At 67.7% G+C, this 19,483-nt stretch carries 18 protein-coding genes and 1 tRNA gene; 7 read left to right on the forward strand and 12 right to left on the reverse strand.

Annotated elements, in window-relative coordinates; genetic code table 11:
• Positions 1–7: 7 nt before the first annotated feature.
• On the forward strand, positions 8–1,123 hold the full coding sequence (locus LG3211_RS19060) for a PilT/PilU family type 4a pilus ATPase (protein ID WP_057944209.1): 1,116 nt from the start codon (positions 8–10) through the stop codon (positions 1,121–1,123).
• A 178-nt stretch (positions 1,124–1,301) separates the two neighbouring features.
• Here the strand turns inward: LG3211_RS19060 and maiA are convergent, their stop codons facing one another.
• Together maiA and LG3211_RS19070 are read right to left on the reverse strand one after the other, a co-directional pair.
• Positions 1,302–1,964 (reverse strand): maleylacetoacetate isomerase, encoded by a 663-nt coding sequence (gene maiA / locus LG3211_RS19065; RefSeq protein WP_057944210.1) that lies wholly within the window; start codon positions 1,962–1,964, stop codon positions 1,302–1,304.
• Between the two features lie 188 nt (positions 1,965–2,152).
• A complete protein-coding gene (locus LG3211_RS19070; RefSeq protein WP_057944211.1) occupies positions 2,153–3,139 on the reverse strand; it encodes a fumarylacetoacetate hydrolase family protein in 987 nt (328 codons plus the stop codon).
• A gap of 496 nt (positions 3,140–3,635) precedes the next feature.
• On the opposite strand from LG3211_RS19070, the gene LG3211_RS19075 reads away from it, so the two are divergent.
• The gene (locus LG3211_RS19075; protein WP_187313053.1) at positions 3,636–5,603 is read left to right on the forward strand and encodes a peptidoglycan DD-metalloendopeptidase family protein; all 1,968 of its coding nucleotides are present in this window, start codon (positions 3,636–3,638) and stop codon (positions 5,601–5,603) included.
• Between the two features lie 340 nt (positions 5,604–5,943).
• Here the strand turns inward: LG3211_RS19075 and LG3211_RS19080 are convergent, their stop codons facing one another.
• The gene (locus LG3211_RS19080) at positions 5,944–8,727 is read right to left on the reverse strand and encodes a serine/threonine-protein kinase (RefSeq protein ID WP_057944213.1); all 2,784 of its coding nucleotides are present in this window, start codon (positions 8,725–8,727) and stop codon (positions 5,944–5,946) included.
• Positions 8,728–8,755: 28 nt separating this feature from the next.
• Positions 8,756–9,307, reverse strand: a complete 552-nt coding sequence (locus LG3211_RS19085; protein ID WP_057944214.1) for an ECF-type sigma factor — start codon at positions 9,305–9,307, stop codon at positions 8,756–8,758.
• Between the two features lie 282 nt (positions 9,308–9,589).
• Here LG3211_RS19085 and LG3211_RS19090 point away from each other — a divergent pair, with 282 nt between their 5' ends.
• Complete coding sequence (locus LG3211_RS19090; RefSeq protein WP_057944215.1) at positions 9,590–10,099, forward strand: GNAT family N-acetyltransferase; 510 nt, start codon at positions 9,590–9,592, stop codon at positions 10,097–10,099.
• Between the two features lie 114 nt (positions 10,100–10,213).
• Here the strand turns inward: LG3211_RS19090 and LG3211_RS19095 are convergent.
• From LG3211_RS19095 to rplM, 3 genes are all read right to left on the reverse strand, one after another.
• Positions 10,214–10,288 (reverse strand) — tRNA-Gln (locus LG3211_RS19095).
• Between the two features lie 72 nt (positions 10,289–10,360).
• Positions 10,361–10,753 (reverse strand): 30S ribosomal protein S9, encoded by a 393-nt coding sequence (rpsI, locus tag LG3211_RS19100; protein ID WP_057944216.1) that lies wholly within the window; start codon positions 10,751–10,753, stop codon positions 10,361–10,363.
• A 9-nt stretch (positions 10,754–10,762) separates the two neighbouring features.
• Positions 10,763–11,191: a 50S ribosomal protein L13 gene (gene rplM / locus LG3211_RS19105; protein ID WP_057944217.1), complete on the reverse strand. Its 429-nt coding sequence runs from the start codon at positions 11,189–11,191 to the stop codon at positions 10,763–10,765.
• A 168-nt stretch (positions 11,192–11,359) separates the two neighbouring features.
• On the opposite strand from rplM, the gene LG3211_RS19110 reads away from it, so the two are divergent.
• On the forward strand, positions 11,360–12,532 hold the full coding sequence (locus LG3211_RS19110) for a (Fe-S)-binding protein (RefSeq protein ID WP_057944218.1): 1,173 nt from the start codon (positions 11,360–11,362) through the stop codon (positions 12,530–12,532).
• A 177-nt stretch (positions 12,533–12,709) separates the two neighbouring features.
• Positions 12,710–13,351, forward strand: coding sequence for a 2-polyprenyl-3-methyl-6-methoxy-1,4-benzoquinone monooxygenase (gene coq7 / locus LG3211_RS19115; RefSeq protein ID WP_057944219.1), 642 nt, complete (start codon positions 12,710–12,712; stop codon positions 13,349–13,351).
• A gap of 319 nt (positions 13,352–13,670) precedes the next feature.
• On the opposite strand, the gene speD is transcribed toward coq7, so the two are convergent.
• The gene (speD, locus tag LG3211_RS19125) at positions 13,671–14,465 is read right to left on the reverse strand and encodes an adenosylmethionine decarboxylase (protein WP_057944221.1); all 795 of its coding nucleotides are present in this window, start codon (positions 14,463–14,465) and stop codon (positions 13,671–13,673) included.
• 237 nt (positions 14,466–14,702) lie between these two features.
• On the opposite strand from speD, the gene crp reads away from it, so the two are divergent.
• Together crp and LG3211_RS19135 are read left to right on the forward strand one after the other, a co-directional pair.
• A complete protein-coding gene (gene crp, locus LG3211_RS19130) occupies positions 14,703–15,368 on the forward strand; it encodes a cAMP-activated global transcriptional regulator CRP (RefSeq protein WP_056106010.1) in 666 nt (221 codons plus the stop codon).
• A gap of 6 nt (positions 15,369–15,374) precedes the next feature.
• Positions 15,375–15,836: a global regulator CLP-associated N-acetyltransferase gene (locus LG3211_RS19135; RefSeq protein ID WP_057944222.1), complete on the forward strand. Its 462-nt coding sequence runs from the start codon at positions 15,375–15,377 to the stop codon at positions 15,834–15,836.
• On the opposite strand, the gene LG3211_RS27685 is transcribed toward LG3211_RS19135, so the two are convergent.
• The 4 genes from LG3211_RS27685 to LG3211_RS19150 are packed head-to-tail and all read right to left on the reverse strand — an operon-like array spanning position 15,776 to position 19,482.
• Positions 15,776–16,057, reverse strand: a complete 282-nt coding sequence (locus LG3211_RS27685; RefSeq protein ID WP_484502500.1) for a DUF6053 domain-containing protein — start codon at positions 16,055–16,057, stop codon at positions 15,776–15,778. The two genes, LG3211_RS19135 and LG3211_RS27685, sit on opposite strands and share 61 nt — an antisense overlap.
• Before the next feature lie 30 nt (positions 16,058–16,087).
• Entirely contained in the window at positions 16,088–16,861 is a 774-nt protein-coding gene (locus LG3211_RS19140) for a haloacid dehalogenase-like hydrolase (RefSeq protein ID WP_057944223.1), read from the reverse strand.
• Complete coding sequence (trpC, locus tag LG3211_RS19145; protein ID WP_057944224.1) at positions 16,858–17,649, reverse strand: indole-3-glycerol phosphate synthase TrpC; 792 nt, start codon at positions 17,647–17,649, stop codon at positions 16,858–16,860. Before trpC ends, LG3211_RS19140 begins: the two co-directional genes overlap by 4 nt.
• Before the next feature lie 3 nt (positions 17,650–17,652).
• Complete coding sequence (locus LG3211_RS19150) at positions 17,653–19,482, reverse strand: Mur ligase family protein (protein WP_083512671.1); 1,830 nt, start codon at positions 19,480–19,482, stop codon at positions 17,653–17,655.
• Between the last annotated feature and the right edge of the window lies 1 nt (position 19,483).

The raw sequence follows: 19,483 nt of genomic DNA on the forward strand, positions 1-19,483 counted from the left end.
TGAATGCATGGACATCGGCTATTTCCTGAAGCTGATGACGGAAAAGAACGCGTCGGACATGTTCTTGACGACCGGCGCGCCGGTGTACATCAAGGTCGAAGGCCGTTTGTACCCGCTCGGCAATACGGGCCTGCCTCCGGGCATGGTCAAGAAGATCGCGTATTCGCTGATGGACGAGGGCCAGGTGCCGCTGTTCGAGCGTGACCTCGAACTGAACATGGCCCTTGCCCTGCCCGACGCCGGCCGCTTCCGCATCAACGTGTTCAAGCAGCGCGGCGAAGTCGGCATGGTCATCCGCGCCATCCGCAGCATCATTCCGAGCATCGAAGAGCTGCAGCTGCCGCAGGTGCTCAAGAACATCATCATGGCCCCGCGCGGGCTGGTGCTGATCGTGGGCTCCACCGGTTCGGGCAAATCGACCACGCTGGCCTCGATGATCGACCATCGCAACTCCAGCACGGCCGGTCACATCCTCACCATCGAGGATCCGATCGAGTACCTGCACAAGCACAAGAAGTCGATCGTCAACCAGCGCGAGGTCGGCCTGGACACGCACGCCTTCCACAACGCGCTCAAGAACGCGATGCGCGAAGCGCCCGACGTGATCCTGATCGGCGAAATCCTGGACGCGACCACGATGGAAGCGGCGATCGCCTTCGCCGAAACCGGCCATCTGTGCCTGGCGACGCTGCACTCCAACAACGCCGACCAGACCCTGGAGCGCATCCTCAACTTCTTCCCGGAAGCCGCGCACAAGAACGTGCTGATGAACCTGGCGCTGAACCTCAAGGCCGTGGTCTCGCAGCGCCTGGTGATCGGCGTGGACGGGCGTCGCCTGCCGGCGGCCGAGATCCTGATCAACACCCCGCACGTGCGCGATCTGATGCGTCGCGGCCAGGTGCACGAGATCAAGCAGGCGATGGAAGAGTCGCTGGAAGAAGGCATGGAGTCGTTCGACCAGTGCCTGTTCCGCCTGTACAAGGAAGGCAAGATCGAGATGGAGGAGGCGCTCAAGGCGGCCGACTCGCGCGACGGCCTGGCGCTGAAGTTCCGCCTGTCCGAGGGCGGCACCGGCGAGCACGATCCGTATGCGGACATGTACGACGCGTCCGCGGCGCACTGAAGCCAGGAACGCGTTTAGAGAAGTGAGGAACGAGTAGTGCGTTCCGTGGCAAACGGGCCCCTTGTGGGCCCGTTTGCTTAGGAGTGAGTGGACAGGAGTGAGGAGTGAATAAAGCAGGTTATCGCTCGACCACCGCGCTTTTACTCACTTCTCACTCCTCTGCACTCACTCCTCAAACCTACCCCGGCGGGCGATCGGGCTGATTCTCAGGCAGCGCCTTGTCGAACTCCGGCAAGGCAAGGCAAGCCTGTTCGATGCGCAGGATGGTCGGGAACGCTTCCAGCGGCACGCCGAAGCGGCGCGCGTTGTACAACTGCGGGATCAGGCAGCAGTCGGCCAGGCCCGGGGTGTCGCCTTCGCAATAGGTGCCGGTGGCGGCGTCCTCGGCCAGCATCGTCTCCACCGCGGTGAAGCCCTCGATGATCCAGTGCTTGACCCAGCCGTCGCGCTCGGGCTGCGGAACGTTCCAGGTGCCGTCCAGGTACTGCAGCACGCGCAGATTGTTGAGCGGGTGGATTTCGCAGGCGATGGTCTGGGCGATCGCGCGCACGCGATGGCGGTCGCGCGCGGTCACCGGCAGCAGGTTCGGCCGCGGCCAGGTTTCGTCCAGGTATTCCAGGATCGCGATGGATTGCGTCAGCGTGCGCGCGCCGTGCTGCAGCACCGGCACCAATCCCTGCGGATTGAGCGCGCGATAGGCCGGAGCGTGTTGTTCGCCGCCGTTGCGGACCAGATGGACCGGGACGATCTCGTAATCCAGGCCCTTGAGGTTGAGCCCGATGCGCACGCGATAGGACGCGCTGGAACGCCAGTACGAATACAGCCGCAGTTGATCGCTCACCGGATGGCCTTGAAAGAGAACCGAGTGGAGAGTAACGAGGAACGCGTGCGTGCGGGGTCGATCGCAACGCCGGGGTTGCGACTGGCGCCTCGTTTCCACGCACGCACCCAGACGTCGACGCGCACCTTACCGGGATGCGCGCCGCAACGCGCCGGAACGGGCAACCACTCGTCCCGCGCGCGGCGCCGTCAGGCGGAAGGCCGCTCCATGCGCTGCTCGATCGCGCCGAACAGGCTGCTGCCGTCGGCGTCGAGCATCTCGATACGCACCACATCGCCGAACTTCATGAACGGGGTCAGCGGCTTGCCGTGCTCCAGCGTTTCCACGGTGCGGCGCTCGGCGAAGCACGATGCGCCCAGGCTGGTGTCTTCGTTGGCGACCGTGCCCGAGCCGACGATGGTGCCGGCCGACAAGGGCCGGGTCTTGGCCGCATGCGCCACCAGTTGGGCGAAGTTGAACTGCATGTCGATGCCCGCTTCCGGCGCGCCGAACCATTCGCCGTTGATGTGGGTCGTCAGCGGGCGGTGCACCTTGCTGCCGATCCAGGCCGGGCCGAGTTCGTCCGGGGTCACGAACACCGGGCTCAGCGCCGAACGCGGCTTGGACTGCAGGAAGCCGAAGCCCTTCGCCAGTTCGTTCGGAATCAGATTGCGCAGCGAGACGTCGTTGACCAGGCCGATCAGCTGGATATGGCCGGCGGCATCCTCGGGCGTCACCGCCATCGGCACGTCGTCGGTGACGATCACCACTTCGGCTTCCAGGTCGATGCCGTAGTCCTCGCTGACCACGCGCACCGGGTCGCGCGGGCCGTAGAAGCCGGCGCTGACGGCCTGGTACATCAGCGGGTCGCTGTAGAAGCTCTCCGGCACCTCGGCGCCGCGGGCGCGGCGCACGCGCTCGACGTGCGGCAGGTAGGCGCTGCCATCGACGAACTCGTACGCGCGCGGCAAGGGCGCGGCGAGCGCGGCGAAATCGATGTCGAACGCGCCGTCGGCGCTGCCCTCGTTGAGCGCGTCGGACAAGGCGTTCAAGCGCGGCGCGGTGTTGGACCAGTCCTCCAGCGCGCGCTGCAGGGTCGGCGCGATGCCGGTGGCGCGCACGGCGCGGCTCAGGTCGCGCGAGACGACGATCAGCGTGCCGTCGCGGCCGCCTTCCTTCAGGGAACCAAGCTTCATCCAGAGACCTCGATGTCGTTTCAGGGCGCCACGGCGCAATGGTTTCAATTGTAACCACTAGCGGCGCCATTGGCAGCCGCACGGGCCGCGGGCGTCGCGCAGCGGGTCCGAACCGGCCGCCAAGCCCGCCGTTCCGCCGCCCAAGGCCCGCCGGGACTGCGTTTGCGCGCCCCGCCGAAGCCCGCCGCCGCCCGCTTCGCCGGCCATTTTGCCGCCTTCCGGGCCGGCCCGAAAAAAAATTTGAAATCCGTTGATGGGTCCGGCCGCCGTTGCGCGGTTTGTTGAGTTAAGCGCGGCGTGGTCACGCCCGGGTTCGCCGGGACAGACCCAGCCGGGAAGAGCCGGGATTTGGGATTAGAGATTCGGGATTGGCAAGCCAGAAACGACGCGGCCGCTTCACCAATCCGAATCCCTAATCCCAAATCCCGGCTTCACCAGTTGAGGGCTCGTCCCTCTGCGACCGCGTGATTTCCCAATCATGCCTATGGAGTCCACCATGAAAATCCAGTCCTCTTCGCTGCTCCTGCGCGCCCTGCCGGCCGCGCTCGCCCTGTGCGTCGCCACCGGCGCCAACGCCCAGGCCCTCACCATCGACGTGGTCAACCCGATCAAGGACGGCAAGGTCGTGTTCGAAGCGCTCGGCCCGGCCCAGGTCGGCGGCGCCAAGCAAGGCCGCGTGTCCCTGCGCATGGGTATCCGCAACGACGGCGCCACCCCGCTGAAGATCACCAAGGTCGAAATCCTCAACCAGCTCGCGTCCAACTTCCTGGCCCCGGTCGAAATCGCCCCGGGCACCCAGTACGCGTTCCAGAACTGCAATTGCGACTACGAAAACGCCGACCCGAACGCGCCGGACGTGCCGTCCTCGTTCCCGATCATCATCAGCGCGCCCTACCCGACCACGGTCAAGGTCGCGGTCTACGTGCAGGGCTTCTCCGCGCCGGTGATCAAGAACCTGCCCTTCGCCGCCGCCACCAACGACAACGGCCCGCTGCGCTTCCCGGGCAAGGCCACCGATCTGCGCTTCAACGAAGCCTGGCAGACCTCGAGCAACCACGTCGGCGGCAGCCAGGCCTACGGCCTGGACAACAGCGTGACCGGCTGGGACGGCGACTCCTGGGACGATCGTCGCCCGGGCGCGGATTCGACCAAGCCCGAGGGCCGCCGCGCCTACGGCCTGCCGCTGTACGCGATGGCCGACGGCATCGTCTGCGAAGGCCTCAACGACCTGCCTGAGTGGAAGAACTATCCGCGCGTGTCGAAGGAAATCGAACCCGAGCCGATCGCGCCGAGCACCGGCCAGTATTCGGCCGGCGGCAACTTCCTCAAGATCCAGAGCGGTAACGAAGTCGCCCTGTACGCGCACATGCAGCCCGGCTCGATCCCGGCCGAACTGCTGGTCCCCGGCGCGGTCATCAAGCAAGGCCAGTATCTGGGCAAGGTCGGCTACACCGGAAAATCCAGTGGCCCGCACGTGCATGTGCACGTCAGCCAGGAAACCTCGCCGGGTTCGTGCGTCGGCAACTCCGTGCGTCCGCGTCCGATGACCTTCGCCCAGTTGCAAAGCCTGACCCGCACCGAAGCCACCGCGATGGCCGGCGCCAACAGCATGGACCCGACCGACTGGACCGCGCTGAGCAACCACTCCGCGCCCCATCCCTTCAGCCTGCTGTACCCGTCCAGCGCCCCGTACGCGTTCGACGCGGCCGAAACCGACAACAAGACCTACCTGGGCGTGTGGCGCGCCAGCAACGAGATCGAGATGCGGATCAACAAGCCCAGCTGGACCGCCTTCACCCAGAAACGCACCGAGCTGGTCGCCGACGGCTTCCGCCTGGAGAACATCGATACCTATGTCGAGAACGGCGATCGCCACTTCGTCGGCGTGTTCAAGCGCGAAACCGGCGGCGGCGCGTTGTACAACGCCGACAGCTGGGAGAACTTCACCGCGGTGTGGAAGGAACTCAGCGACGACGGCCAGCGCCTGGTCGATATGACCACCTACCTGAGCGGCACCACGCGCCACTATGTCGGCGTGTTCCGTCCGGGCACCGGCAACGCCGGCCTGTGGAGCCACACCGGTTTCAGCGCCTTCGCCAATCAGCGCGAAATCGCCAAGGGCCTGGGCCTGCGTCTGATCGACATGGAAAGCTTCGACATCGGCAATGGTCAGCGCCAGTTCGTCGGCGTGTACCGCGAAGGCACCGACAGCACCGCGCTGTGGCGTTCGACCTCGTGGAGCGGCTTCACCGCGAAGTGGGACGAGTTGTCCGACAACGGCTATCGCCTGATCGATGTCGATACCTACCTCGATGCGGGCGTGCGCAACTACGTCGGCGTGTTCCGCGCCGGTTCCGGCGGCCATGCGCTGGAAGCGGTCAAGGGCTGGCAGGGGCTGTTCCAGTCTTCGGAGAAGTACGCGACCAAGGGCTTGCGACTGGTGGATGTGCAGGCGATCGAGTGATGGCTTGAGTGGGGCTGGGCCTGCCGCGGTTTGGCCGGCCCAGCCTGAAAGTCAGCTCAGCGCAGGAGTTTGGGTCAGCGCAATGAGAAACGCCGCCTTCGGGCGGCGTTTTTTGTTTCTGTCGTGTTCGTCGGCGGCAGCGTGGTTGCGAATGCGATGGCCCACGCGGCGCGAACCTCCAAGCTCGTCATTCCCGCGAACGCGGGCTCCGCTCTACTTCGGCGGAGCCGAACATCCAGCGACTTTCGTGCAATGGCGACTAAAGACACTGGATTCCCGCGTTCGCGGGAATGACGGCCGTGGCGGGCGCGGAGCCTGCGGTCTGTTCTCACCCACGCCCTCACCTCACCGCCATCTGTAACCTGGCCTCGCCACTCTCCAGCGCATTCAACCGCCGCAACAATTCCGACTCGCGATGCAACTCGCGCCGCAGCACCGGCTCGGCCGATTGCAGTTGCCGCCGCATCCCGGCGACATCGCCGCGCGCCAGCAGCACCTCGGCATACGGCACCCGCGCCTTGGCGGTCTTGAGCTGCTGCTCGCCGCTGGCCTGCGCGCTGTCTGCGACCACCCGCGCCCAGCCGCGTTCGGCCTCGCCCCAGTCGCCGCGACGCTGCGCGAGTTCGGCCTGCAGCGCCGGAATGCGCGCGAGCATGAAGGCGTTGTATTCGCCCTGCGCGACATTCAGCGCCGCCAGTTCCGCGCCGGCCTCCTCGAGGCGATCGCGGCTGAGCAGCCATTCGATCCGGGTCAGTTTCACCATCAACAGCCCGGCGTGATCCTCGCCATGCTGCTTGCGCCAGATCGATAGGGAGTGCTCGATGAACGGCTGCGCCTGCTCGGTGCGGCCGCTACGCGCCAGCAGCCGCCCGAGCGCGCTTTCGACCCGCAGCACGCGGCGTTCGTCCGGCCCCAGATGCTCGCGCCGGATCGACAAGGCCTCGCGCCAGCGCCGTTCGGCCTCGCCGACATCGCCGCGCTCGTCGGCCAGCACCGCCCAGTTGTTGAGCACGCGTCCGTAGTCGAGGCTGCGCTTGCCGGCCACCACGCCCAGGATCGCCAGCGCGGCGCGGTAATGCTCGTCGGCCTGGCGCGTCTCGCCCAGGTCCTGCGCGGCGTTGGCCAGATCGGAATGGATGTTGGCGACCATGTCGCTCTGCTCGCCGTACAGATCGCGCGCCAGGATCAGATTCTCGACCAACTCGCGGCGCATGTCCTCGGCGCGTCCCTGCCCGAACAAGGCCTTGGCCAGGCCGAACTGATTGAGCTGCACCGCCACCGTGTTCGCACCGATCTGGCGCGACAACTGCAAGGCCTCGCGGAACGTCTGCTCGGCGCGCTTGAGTTCGCCGCGGCGCAGATACAGCTGCGCCAGATGGCCGAGCATCGCCGCGCGCTGCTCCGGCGACTGCGCCATCGCGTACTTGCCGCGCAGTCGCCGCGATTGTTCGAAGGCTCGCTCGGCCGGGTCGTACTGGTTGTCGGCGACCAGAGCCAGACCGAGGGTGTCGTAGGCATCGGCCAGCGCGCGCGGCTCGCCCTCGCCTTCGCTCAACGCCAACGCGCGCCGCGCGACCGCGACCGCCTGCGGGCCGTACTGGCGATCGCTCATCGAACGCGACAATTCCGCCAGCGCCTGCGCGGCCTGATCCGGACGCGCCACTGCCGGATCGAGAAATTCCTTCGCCGCCTGATCCAGCAAGACCTCGGCGCGCTGCGGCTGGCCGAGGTTGCGATAGGCGCGGCCGAGCACCGCGCGCAACCGCGCGCGGATCGCCGGCGTGTCGTTCAAACCTTGCTCGATCCGCGCCGCCGAAGCATCCAGCACTTGCCGTGCACTGACCTCCTCGCCGGCGCGCGCGCCGCGCATGCGCGGGTCGGCAGCGTCGAAGGCCGAGACCAGGAATTCGCTGACCTGCTCGGCGACCGCGGCTTCGCGCTGGGCACGCGCACGCTCGGTGGTGACGCGCCAGACGAAACCGCCGGCCAACAACAGCACCGTCGCGGTCGCGGCGGCTTCGCGCCAATGCCGGCGCAGATAGCGGGTGCTGCGGTAACTCCAGGTCGGAAGCCGCGCGGTCACGGTGCGCCAGTCCAGATGGCGGCCGATGTCCTGCGACAAGGCCTCGACCGAGGAATAGCGCTTGCGCGGGTCCAGGTCGCAGGCGCGCGCGGCGATCGCATCCAGGTCGCCACGCAGTTGCGAGCGCCACGCGCAATCGGCTTGCGCCAGCGCGCTCGGCAGCGGCACCGGCGTGTCGCGATCGGCCAGCGTGCGCGCGAGCGTGCGGCAGGCGAGCAACTCGGTCAGCAGCACGCCGAGCGCGAACACATCGCTGACCACGCTGACCCGCGCGCCGCCGAGCAGTTCCGGGCTGGCGTAGGCCGGCGTGCAGAAGGTGTTGTTGCGTTCGCCGTCGCCCTGCTGCCGGTCCAGCACCTGGGCGATGCCGAAATCCAGCAGCACCGGCTCGCCGTCGTCCAGCACCAGCACGTTGCCGGGCTTGAGGTCGCAATGCACGATCAGGCGCTGGTGCGCGCTCTGCACCGCGCCGCAGATGCGCTGGAACAGATGCAGGCGCTGGCGCAGGTCCGGCGCGCGCCATTCGCAGTATTCGTCCAGCGCCCGCCCGGGCACGTACTCCATCACCAGATACGGCTGTCCGGTTGGCGTGGTGCCTCCGTCGTACAAGCGGGCGATGTTGGGATGCTGCAGTTCGGCCAGCAGTTGCCGCTCCGCCGCCAGACGCTGGGCGAATTCTTCCTGATTGACCGCGTTGCTGCGCAGCAGCTTGATCGCGACCTGCTGGCGGAACAGACCATCGACGCGTTCGGCGGTGAACACCGTGCCCATGCCGCCGCTGGCCAATCGCTCGACCAGCCGCCAGGCATCGAGCCGATCGCCGGCCTGCAATTCGCTGCCGCCGCTGTCGGCGAGCAACTCGCCCAGCGGCCGCGCCACCTGGCCGAAGGCCTCGGTCTGCGCGCCGAGCAGTTGCAGGACTTCCTCGATCAGCGAATCGTCGTCGCTGAGCGCGCGCAACTGCTCGCGCCAGCGCTCGGCCGGCAGATCGCAGACCGCATCGAACAAGCGGCGCAGTTCCTGCCAACGCTGAGTTTGCATATCGTCTCCTGCGCGGCCCGGGGCCGGTTCAACTCAACTGCTGGCTCAACCAGGCGCGGGCGAAACGCAGGTCGCGCTCGACCGTGGGCGTGGAGACTTCCAGCACACAGGCGATATCGCGCTGCTCCATGCCGCCGAAATACGCCATCTCGACCGCGCGCGCGGCGCGCGGGTCGCGTTCGGACAAACGTTGCAGCGCGTCGTGCAAGGCCAGCACATCGAAACCGACGGTCTGTCCGCCCTGCAGATCGGCGTGCGACAAGGTCAGCATCACCGGACGCGCGCCGCGCTTGTCGGCCGCCCGCGCCCGCGCTTGATCCACCAGCACCGCGCGCATCTTCAGCGAAGCCAGCGCGTAGAAGTGCGCGCGATCCTGCCAATCCACGTCGCTGCCGATCAGCCGGATCAGCGCTTCGTTGACCAGCGAGGTCGCCTGCAGGGTGCGGTCGCCGCCGCGCGCGCCCAGGCGCGCCGCGGCCATGCCGCGCAGGGTGTCGTAGACCTGCGCGAACAATTGATCGCGCGAGGCGATATCGCCCCCGCGCCAGTCGTGCAGCAATCGAGTCAGATCCTCGCTCATCGCGTCCCCCGACGCCGCTTCGCCCCTGCGCGCGGATGGTAGCCGAGCGGGCGCGGCGCAGAGGCAGAATGCGCGAGACGGCAGGTCGCAGACGCGACGGACGGCACGGTTCGATGGGGCGCCGGCCGGTGCCGTGCGCGAGTCCGGCCCCGGTGGCTTGCCGGCGGATGGCGGTCCCGTCCTGCGTAGCGCCGTCTGCGTCACGCCAAACGCCGCATCGGGCGATACGCCGGCCGCGTTTGCGCCCTTACAGTGAACGGCCCGCCATCGTTCCGAAGCCTCATGCCTATACCCCGCGCCATTGAAGCCGCCGACCGCCACGCCATCGGCCGCTTTCTGACGCGGCGCTGGGGCACGGCGACGATCATGCTCGACGCGCGCGCGATCGACGCCGCGGCCTTGCCGGGATTCATCGCCTGCGCCGCCGGGCCCGATCAATCGGGCGACGACGACGGCATCGCCGGTCTGGCGACCCTGCTGGACGACGATATTCAGACCGAGATCGTCACCCTGGACGCGGTCTCGCCCGGCGCCGGTCTGGGCACTGCGCTGATCGAACTCGCCGCGCAGCGCGCCCGCGCTCTGGGCCTGCAACGGCTGCTGACCCGCACCACCAACGACAATCTGGATGCGCTGCGCTTTTATCAGCGCCGCGGCTTTCGCCTGTACCGGTTGACGCCGGGCGCGATCGATCGCGAACGCGAGGCCGATCCGGCGATCGCGCGGATCGGCCGGCACGGCATACCGCTGCGCGACGAGATCACTCTGATCCGGCCGCTGGATGACGAATGAGTTCGCCGCGGCCACGAACGCCGCATCGCCCCGGCCCGGAAAACAAAAAACCCGCCGATTGGCGGGTTTTTCGTTGCGATCGACTGCGTTGGATTGCAGCGACCGGCTTGGGTATGGCAGCCCCGGATGGATTCGAACCACCGAATGCCTGAGTCAGAGTCAGGTGCCTTACCGCTTGGCGACGGGGCTATGGAACAGATTCTAGCGCAAAACTTCGAAGCTGCAAAAACCGGATGCTGCGAAAAACGCAGCAAACGGCGATTAGCGCTTGGAGAACTGCGTTGCGCGGCGAGCCTTGTGCAGACCGACCTTCTTACGCTCGACTTCACGGGCGTCGCGGGTCATGAAGCCGGCCTTGCGCAGCTCGGACTTCAGGGTTTCGTCGTACTCGACCAGCGCGCGGGCGATGCCCAGGCGGATCGCACCGGCCTGGCCGGTGATGCCGCCGCCGGAGACGGTGACATTGACGTCGAACTTGTCCGTCGACTGGGTCAGCTCGAGCGGCTGGCGCACGATCATGCGCGCCGTCTCACGACCGAAGAAGTCTTCGATGGTGCGCTGATTGATGGTGATCTTGCCTTCGCCCTTGCGCAGGAACACGCGAGCGGTGGAGGACTTGCGGCGACCGGTGCCGTAATTGTGTTGGATGGCCATGTTCGTACCTTAGATGTCCAGGGGCTGCGGCTGCTGCGCGGCGTGCGGATGCTCGGAGCCCTTGTAGACCTTGAGCTTGCGGTACATGGCGCGGCCGAGCGGATTCTTCGGCAGCATGCCCTTCACACCGATCTCGATGACGCGTTCCGGGTGGCGCTCAAGCGCCTGGCCCAGCGTCTCGCTCTTCAGGTTGCCGACGTAACCGGTGAACCGGTAGTACATCTTGTCCTGCAGCTTCTTGCCGGTGACGGTGATCTTTTCGGCGTTGATTACCACCAGGTAATCGCCGGTATCGACGTGCGGGGTGTAGACGGGCTTGTGCTTGCCGCGCAGACGGCGCGCGAGTTCGGAGCACAAACGGCCGAGCGTCTTGCCCGACGCGTCGACGACGTACCAGTCGCGCTGGACGGTCTCGTTCTTGGCGGTGAAAGTCTTCATGAAAACTCTTATATGGGTGCAGTGGTCGGGCTGATTTCGCCATGCTTCCGAGCGGGAAGCGGGGGCGGAATTTCGCCTCGCGTTGTGTTTGTGGAACGAAAGAGGCGGAATGATAGCGGTCCGGGCACCCCTCCGCAAGTCGGCGGCCGCTGCGCTAGCATCTGCCGCATGCCCGCCGCACGCCCGCCGACCCCTGCCCCGCCGGTCCTGGACCCGCTGGTGGCCCTGGCCGATCGCTGCGTCCAATGCGGGCTGTGCCTGCCGGTCTGCCCCACCTACAGCCTGGAACGGCTGGAGACCGAGTCGCCGCGGGGCCGGATCGCGCTGTCCCGGGCCTGGGCGCTGGACACCATCGCCCCGACCGCCGTCGCCGACACCCACCTGGACCACTGCCTGGGCTGCGGCAGCTGCGAAGCGGTCTGCCCGGCCGGCGTGGAGTATGGCCAATTATTGGTCCAGGCGCGCCAGCGCCAGCGCGAACGGCGCCCACCGGCCTGGCGCCAGCGCCTGATCGAAAGCCTGGCGGCACGGCCACGTTGGCTGAACGCCGGGCTCGGCCTGTACCGGCGCGCCCATGGCTGGCTGCCCGCCTCGCTGCGGCCGCTTCCGCGGCCGCCCCGGCCGGTGCGCTGGCCATCCAGGCCCGCCACGCCGGCCCCGGCGGCCCGGGTCGGTCTGTTCGTGGGCTGTGTCGCCCAAGCCTATGAAAGCCCGCTGCGCGCGGCCCTGGCCCGGCTGTGCGGCGCGCTCGGGGTGGAACTCGACCCGGTCGCCGGCCAAGGCTGCTGCGGCGCGCTGCACGAACACGCCGGCAATCGCGATTCCGCGGCGCGGCTGGCGGCCGGCAATCGCGCCGCCTTCGCCGGCCACGACACCGTGCTGACCCTGGCCAGCGGCTGTCACGACGGCGTTGCCCATGCCCTGGGCAGCGGCGTGCGCACGATCGATGCGCTGAGCTTCCTGGGCGAGCGCGCCGCCGCGTTGCGCTGGCGCGCGACCCCGCAGCGGGTGGCCCTGCATCTGCCCTGCACCCAGCGCAACGTGGTCAAGTCGGTGCCGGCGCTGCGGCGCCTGCTGGCCGGCGTCCCCGGGCTGGAGGTGATCGAACTCGACGCCGGCCATGGCTGCTGCGGCGCCTCGGGCACGCAGATGTTCGCCGACCCCGAGCGCGCGGCCGAATACCGCGCGCCGCTGATCGATCAATTCCTGCGCAGCGGCGCGACCCGGCTGCTCAGCGCGAACATCGGCTGCCGGCTGCACCTGGGCAACGGCACGACGGCGCCGGTGCAGCATCCGCTGGAGTTTCTGGCGCAGTGCCTGGAAGAAACCCCGACGGGCTGATTCCGGCTTCGGCTTTGCGCGGTTGCGGGAGGGACTTGGGCCCCGACTGCTTTCCGATCCGATCGCGGCGACCTGAGCCAAAAGCCTCGGGGCCCAAGCCCCTCCCACAACCGCCCCGGACGATTTGTCCTGGCCGCGCAAACGACTTCTACGCCGCCCGCGCCGTAGAATCGGCGCATGAACCCTCGCGCACTCAGCCCCTTGGATCGCGTGCTCAGCGAAGCTCAGCGCGCCCTGGACACCGTTTTCGGCGCCCCCGGCGCCGAACGCCCGAATCCGGCCGGCAACACCGCCGAACTGGTGCTGGAACCGGCCGAAAAGCGCCATTCCGCCGGACTCATGCGGATCAACCACGTCGGCGAGGTCTGCGCGCAGGCGCTGTACTGCGGCCAGGCGGCGGTGGCGCGCGACGAATCCACCCGCGAGCACCTGCTGGAAGCGGCCCAGGAAGAAACCGACCACCTGGCCTGGTGCGCCGACCGCCTGCGCGAACTCGACAGCCGGCCCAGCCTGCTCAACCCGCTGTGGTACGCCGGCAGCTTCAGCATCGGCGTGCTGGCCGGCCTGCGCGGCGACGGCTGGAACCTGGGTTTCGTGGTCGAGACCGAGCGCCAGGTCGAGGCGCATATCGACGAACACCTGGAATCGCTACCCGAAGGCGACCAGCGCAGCCGGGCGATTCTGCGCACGATGAAGGCCGATGAGGCCCGCCACGCCGAAAATGCGGAAAACGCCGGGGCGCGGATCCTGCCGATGCCCGTGCCGACGATCATGGCGGCGGCGTCGAAACTGATGAAGACGGTGGCTTACCGGCTTTAAAGCCCGGCCGGGCCGCTTTTGCGCCCGCCCTGAGCCCTGCACTGCTCCCTCTCCCGCTTGCGGGAGAGGGCTGGGGTGAGGGGCTTTCCGGTCGCGAGAATCCCCAAACCCTCGCGCCTGCGGCGCGCCCTCACCCCGACCCTCTCCCGCAAGCGGGAGAGGGAGACAAGCCGCGCAATGCAGACAAACTGCGCAAACGAAAAAGGCCGGCTTGCGCCGGCCTTTTTCTGAACGACCCGGGAGACCCCGGGCGCCACGGCGGATCGGATCCGATCATCGCCTTGGCGAATCCCGAATTCCGAATTCCCGATTCCGGCCCTCAATCGGCCAGATTGCGCCCGTGGTAAAGCTCCTCGATCTCGCGGCGCAGGCGCGCCTCGATCTTCATCCGCTCCTTGAACGAGAGGTTCTTCGCCTTCTCTTCGAACAGGTAGGTGTCGAGGTCGAACTCCTTCAGGTGCATCTTCGTGTGGAAGATATTTTCCTGATAGACGTTGACGTCGATCATCTCGTAGCGCGACTTGATGTTCTTGGCCAGGTAATCCTGGATCGAGTGGATCTTGTGATCGATGTAGTGCTTCTTGCCCTTGATGTCGCGGGTGAACCCGCGCACGCGGTAGTCCATCACCACGATGTCGGACTCGAAGCTCTCGATCAGGTAATTCAGGGCTTTCAGCGGCGAAATCACCCCGCAGGTCGCCACGTCGATGTCGGCGCGGAAGGTCGCGATACCGTTGTCCGGATGGGTTTCCGGATAGGTGTGCACGGTGATGTGCGACTTGTCCATGTGCGCCACCACCGCGTCGGCGATGATCTCCTTGCCGGCGTCCTTCTTGTCGATCACCGGCTCTTCCGAGATCAGGATCGTGACCGACGCCCCTTGCGGGTCGTAGTCCTGGCGGGCGATGTTCAGGATATTCGCACCGATGATTTCCGCCACATCCGTGAGGATCTGGGTGAGGCGGTCGGCGTTATACGCCTCGTCGATGTACTCGATATACCGGCGGCGCTCGTCTTCTGAAGCCGCGAAGCAAACATCGTAGATATTGAACGAGAGGGCCTTGGTGAGGTTGTTAAAACCCTGCAACCGCAGGCGCGGCAACGGCTTGACCACTGAGTAAGATTCCGGACGGACGGCGAGGGCCGAGATTATGAGGCAATTGGCCCCGGGGGGAAACGCATGGTGTTTTTGGACTGTATTGGTGACAAAAGCGTGACCGCCACTGAACTTCCATCATCGCTCTCTATCGGCCCGTCATTTTCAGCGGCAGGATTTGCTCCAGCGGCCGTATCGCCCTAAGCTCGGCCGAAAACGAAGCCCATTCCAATGTCCGCCAACCCGGTAGCCCCCTTGACTGCTTTGCGCCGAACCAATAGCCCGTTGTTGCCTGACGGCGCGACGATCGAACGTTTCCTGGCCCACTGCCACCGCAGGCGTTACCCGTCCCGTACGGACGTGTTCCGCCCCGGCGATCCGGCCAGCACTCTGTATTACGTCGTTTCCGGCTCGGTCAGCATCATTACCGAAGAAGAAGACGGTCGCGAACTGGTCCTGGGCTATTTCGGCCCCGGCGAGTTCGTAGGCGAACTCGGCCTGTTCATCGAGAGCGACCACCGCGAGGTGATCCTGCGAACCCGGGCCACCTGCGAACTGGCCGAGATCGGCCATGAGCGCCTCTACGACCTGCTGCTGACCCGGCTGTCGCTGGACGCGCCCAAGCTGCTGTATGCGATCGGCGCGCAGATTTCCCGGCGCCTGCTCGACACCAGCCGCAAGGCCGGCCGCCTGGCCTTCCTCGACGTCACCGACCGCATCGTCCGCGCCCTGCACGACCTGGCGAAGGAACCCGAGGCCATGAGCCACCCGCAGGGCACCCAGTTGCGGGTGTCGCGCCAGGAGCTCTCGCGTCTGGTCGGCTGCTCCCGCGAAATGGCCGGACGCGTGCTCAAGAAGCTGCAGGCCGACGGCAAACTGCACGCTCGCGGCAAGACGGTCGTCCTGTACGGGACCCGCTAAGCCTCGATGGGACGTATCGCCCCCTCTGCGCAGACCGCACCCACGGTGCGGCTCGCGGAGCTGGGCGATGCCAGCGACGTAGCCGAACTGCTCGGCCAACTGGGCTATCCCTGCACCCGCGATGAGGCCATCGAGCGCATCGCCACCCTGCACGACGATCCCCGCCATTACCTGTTGCTGGCCGAAATCGACGGCCACGCCTGCGGCCTGGTCGCCAGCCACACCCGTTATTCGCTGACCCACGGCGCCGACCTGACCCGGATCACCGCCCTGGTGGTCGCCCCGTCCTGCCATCGCCAGGGCATCGGCCGGCAACTGCTGCGCGAAGTCGAACGCCGCGCCCGCCGCGACGGCGTCAGCCGCATCGAGGTCACCAGCAACGTCCGCCGCGCGCAGGCGCATGAGTTCTACCGCAGTTGCGGGTATTCGGACGGGTCGTTGAAGTTCGTCAAGACGCTGGGCGACTGAAAGATCTTGCGCGGCTGAGGCCAATTCCCGCCGTCGCTCAGCCGTAATCCCGCGCATTCCCACCTTTTCGCCGCCACGAAGTCTTTTGTGGGAGGGGCTTCAGCCCCGATGCTTTCCGATCCGATCGCCATATTCGCCAAGGGCGAAGCCGCTTGCTGGAAGTGCGCGGTGATTTGAGCCGAGAGCATCGGGGCTGAAGCCCCTCCCACAAAAGACTTCATGGCTTACGAGGCTACCGCCGTCCGGTCGGATTACTGCGCCGAAGCGACCTCATCCCCGCCCCGCCCCGGGCAGCCCCAGTTGAGGATCGGCGTGCCCGGCGGCAGCACGCGGCGGAACATCTCCACGCGCCGCGGCTTGGGATTGACCACCACCGGATGGCGCGCGGCCTGCAGCAGCGGCAGGTCGGCGCTGCTGTCGGAATAGGCCATCTCCACCGGCGCGGTGAAGCCGGCTTCGCGCAGCATCGTCATCTTCATGCGCGAATGGCAGTGCCGGCGCGCGCCCAGCGCGCCCAGGCGCGGGCCGACCAGGGTGCCGACCACGGGCATGTCTTCATGGGCGACGAAGGCCAGGATCGCCCGCGCCAGCTCCGGCGGTGCGCCGGTGGCGATCACCACCTGATCGCCCTGTTCGCGATGATGGTGCAGCACGTCCAGCGCGATCGGCAGCAGGCGCACGCGGATTTGTTCCTTGTGCGTGGCGACATAACGATCGATCGCCGCGTCCAGATTGCCGGCGCGATGCATGCCGACCGTGCCGACCCACACGAACGCGGAAATCCCCACGCGCCGCGTCTTCAGCCACGCCACCATCGGCCCGGCCACCGGCGCGATCAGCAGCGCCAGCGCCATCCGCCACCACGAGCGCTTGATCAGCCAGGCGAACAGATGGCTGCCTGAGTCGCCGTCGTACAAGGTGTGGTCGAAGTCGAAGACGATCAGCGGCGCGTCGGCGCGCAGCGCGGGAAAGCGCGCGCCCGACAGCGACGCGCTCGACACCGGGGGCGCCGGCGTCGCGCTCATGCCGCGAACAGACGCTGCAGGGCCGAGCCCGGATCGCGTTCGCGCATGAAGGTCTCGCCGACCAGGAAGGTGTCGATCCCCGCCCCGCGCATGCGGGCGACATCGCCGGCGGTGACGATGCCGCTCTCGGTCACCAGAGTGCGGTCCTTCGGCACCGCCGCGCGCAACGCGATCGAGGTATCCAGCGACACCTCGAACGTGCGCAGATTGCGGTTGTTGACGCCGATCAGCTCGCAGTCGGTCTGCAGCGCGCGTTCGAGCTCGTCGATGTCGTGGACCTCGACCAGCACGTCCATGCCCAATTCCATCGCCAGACCCGCCATCTCGATCATCGGCCCGTCTTCCAGCGCGGCGACGATCAGCAAGATCGCGTCGGCGCCGATCGTGCGCGCCTCGTAGACCTGATACGGATCGATGGTGAAATCCTTGCGCAACGCCGGCAGCGAGCAGGCTTCGCGCGCTTCGCCCAGGTAAGCGTTGCTGCCCTGGAAGAAGTCCACGTCGGTCAGCACCGACAGGCAGGCGGCGCCGCCGGCCTGGTAGCTGCGCGCGATCTCGCCGGGGCGGAAGTCGGCGCGGATCACGCCCTTAGACGGGCTGGCTTTCTTGACCTCGGCGATCACCGCGGCCTCGCCCGAGGCGTGCTTGCGCTTGATCGCGTCCATGAAGCCGCGCGCGGGCGGCTGGGCGCCGGCGCGCGCGCGCAAGTCGGCCAAGGAGCGCACGCGGCTGCGTTGTTCGATTTCCTCGACCTTGCGGGCCAGGATCGTGCGCAAGACATCGGTCATCGGTTACTCCGTTTCGCCAGTCGTGTCGCCTGCCAGGGGCAGGCCGGGGCGCCATTGTCCCAGTTGCAGCCGATCGAGCAAGGCGACAACCGCATCGCGGGCGTCGGAATTGTGAATCGGCAACACCAGCACGTCGCCCTCGGCCGCCCACTGCAGCAATTCGGCGGCGGCGCGGGCCTCATCCAGGCACAGCCGGATCGCGCTTTCGGGCACGCCCTGGCGCAGCAGCTCGGCGCGCAGGATCTGCGCGACCTCGCCCGGGGCACGGCCGCGCAGGAAGCTTTCGATGTCCTTGAGCACCACCCGGTCGGGCCGGAACGAGGCCACCACCGCGGCCAGCGCGCGGATGTCCTTGTCCTCGCGGTTGCCGGCCTGGCCCAGCACGATGCCCAGCCGGCCGTCGCGGCGGGTCGCGACTTCCAGCAGGCCGCGCAGGCCGTCGGGGTTGTGCGCGTAGTCCAGGTAGACCTCGCTGGCGCCGAAGCTCCAGCGCTGCAGCCGGCCGGGGTTGTCGCCGGGTTGCGAGCCGAAACGCGCCAGCACCGCCGCGATCCGCTCCGGGTCCACGCCCAGCGCGGCCGCGGCCAGCGCCGCGCCGGCCAGGTTGGCGATGTTGTAGCGGGCGCGGCCGCCCAGGGTCAGCGGCAGGGCCTCGACTTCGCCCAGATCATGGCGCGCCTCGCCCAGGCTCAGCCACAGCCGGCCTTCGCCGACGCCGCAGGTGGCGCCGCCGCGTTCGCGATGCGCGCGCAGTTGCGGATGCGCATCGTCGAGCGCGAACCAGGCCAGCGGATGCGGCGTTGAGGCGCCGCGCTTCAGCAGCAGCGCGTCGTCGGCGTTGAGCACCAGCACGCCGTCGTCGGCCAGCGCGCGCGCCACCGTCAACTTGACCTGGGCCAGGTCTTCCAGCGAATGGATGCCGTACTCGCCGAAATGATCCGGGCTGATGTTGGTGACCAACGCCGCCCGCGCCTGCTGCGGCGTCACGCCCCGGCGCAGCATGCCGCCGCGCGCGGTTTCCAGGATCGCCGCCTGCACCGTGGGTTGGCGCAACAAGGTTCGCGCGCCGACCGGGCCGGAATAATCGCCGCTGTCCACGCGTTCGCCATCGACGAACAAACCGTCGGTGCTGCTGTAGGCGGTGATCCAGCCCTGCGCGCGCGCCATCGCCGCGAGCAGGCGCACGCTGGTGGTCTTGCCGTTGGAACCGGTGACCACGGCGGTGGGAATCGCATGCAGGCGCGGCCACGGCACCTGGGTGGAACCGGGCAGCGCGTCCAGCGGCCAGGTCTGGCTGCCGGCGCCCTCGCCGATCGACACCGCGTCGTCGTCGCTGTAGGCCGGCAGGCCGTGTATCCGCGCCTGTTCCAGCAGTGCGATCAGATCCGGCCGCGCTTCGGCTTCGGCGAGCGCGCGCAAGGTGCGCAGGGCGTCGCCGCGATCCCACAACGCGGCATGGCCGGGCGCGTGCGGCGGCAGCGCCGATTGCTCGATCGCGCCGGCGGCGTCGGTCCAGGCCCATTCGTTGACTTCGGTGGCGGCGTACAGCTGATCGATCGGCGCGACGAAGGCCAGCGACGCGCCGCTGGCGTGTTCGCGCACGACGATCCGGCCTTCGCTCCAATGCAGTGCATCGCGGGCGTCGGCGAGGTTCTGCCGCCAGCCGCTCAGCGCGCGCGCATCGGCGGCGACGCCGTGGGTTTCCAACGCGGCGCCGGGCTCGTCGAAATACAGATTCGCGCCGGTGAGCCGGCGCGAATCTTCGAAGGCGAAGACGTAATCGGGCGAGACCTTATCGGAGCTCGCCGCATTGTCGGCAGGTTGCGGGGGCACG

The sequence above is a fragment of the Lysobacter gummosus genome, assembly GCF_001442805.1.
Taxonomy (GTDB): domain Bacteria; phylum Pseudomonadota; class Gammaproteobacteria; order Xanthomonadales; family Xanthomonadaceae; genus Lysobacter; species Lysobacter gummosus.

Excerpts from the sequence above, each read along its gene's own strand:
- LG3211_RS19060 (WP_057944209.1), top strand. The coding sequence starts at position 8 with ATGGACATCGGCTATTTCCTGAAGCTGATGACGGAAAAGAACGCGTCG.
- LG3211_RS19070 (WP_057944211.1), bottom strand. The coding sequence starts at position 3,139 with ATGAAGCTTGGTTCCCTGAAGGAAGGCGGCCGCGACGGCACGCTGATC.
- LG3211_RS19075 (WP_187313053.1), top strand. The coding sequence starts at position 3,636 with ATGAAAATCCAGTCCTCTTCGCTGCTCCTGCGCGCCCTGCCGGCCGCG.
- LG3211_RS19080 (WP_057944213.1), bottom strand. The coding sequence starts at position 8,727 with ATGCAAACTCAGCGTTGGCAGGAACTGCGCCGCTTGTTCGATGCGGTC.
- LG3211_RS19085 (WP_057944214.1), bottom strand. The coding sequence starts at position 9,307 with ATGAGCGAGGATCTGACTCGATTGCTGCACGACTGGCGCGGGGGCGAT.
- LG3211_RS19090 (WP_057944215.1), top strand. The coding sequence starts at position 9,590 with ATGCCTATACCCCGCGCCATTGAAGCCGCCGACCGCCACGCCATCGGC.
- rpsI (WP_057944216.1), bottom strand. The coding sequence starts at position 10,753 with ATGGCCATCCAACACAATTACGGCACCGGTCGCCGCAAGTCCTCCACC.
- rplM (WP_057944217.1), bottom strand. The coding sequence starts at position 11,191 with ATGAAGACTTTCACCGCCAAGAACGAGACCGTCCAGCGCGACTGGTAC.
- LG3211_RS19110 (WP_057944218.1), top strand. The coding sequence starts at position 11,360 with ATGCCCGCCGCACGCCCGCCGACCCCTGCCCCGCCGGTCCTGGACCCG.
- coq7 (WP_057944219.1), top strand. The coding sequence starts at position 12,710 with ATGAACCCTCGCGCACTCAGCCCCTTGGATCGCGTGCTCAGCGAAGCT.
- LG3211_RS19135 (WP_057944222.1), top strand. The coding sequence starts at position 15,375 with ATGGGACGTATCGCCCCCTCTGCGCAGACCGCACCCACGGTGCGGCTC.
- LG3211_RS27685 (WP_484502500.1), bottom strand. The coding sequence starts at position 16,057 with ATGAAGTCTTTTGTGGGAGGGGCTTCAGCCCCGATGCTCTCGGCTCAA.
- LG3211_RS19140 (WP_057944223.1), bottom strand. The coding sequence starts at position 16,861 with ATGAGCGCGACGCCGGCGCCCCCGGTGTCGAGCGCGTCGCTGTCGGGC.
- trpC (WP_057944224.1), bottom strand. The coding sequence starts at position 17,649 with ATGACCGATGTCTTGCGCACGATCCTGGCCCGCAAGGTCGAGGAAATC.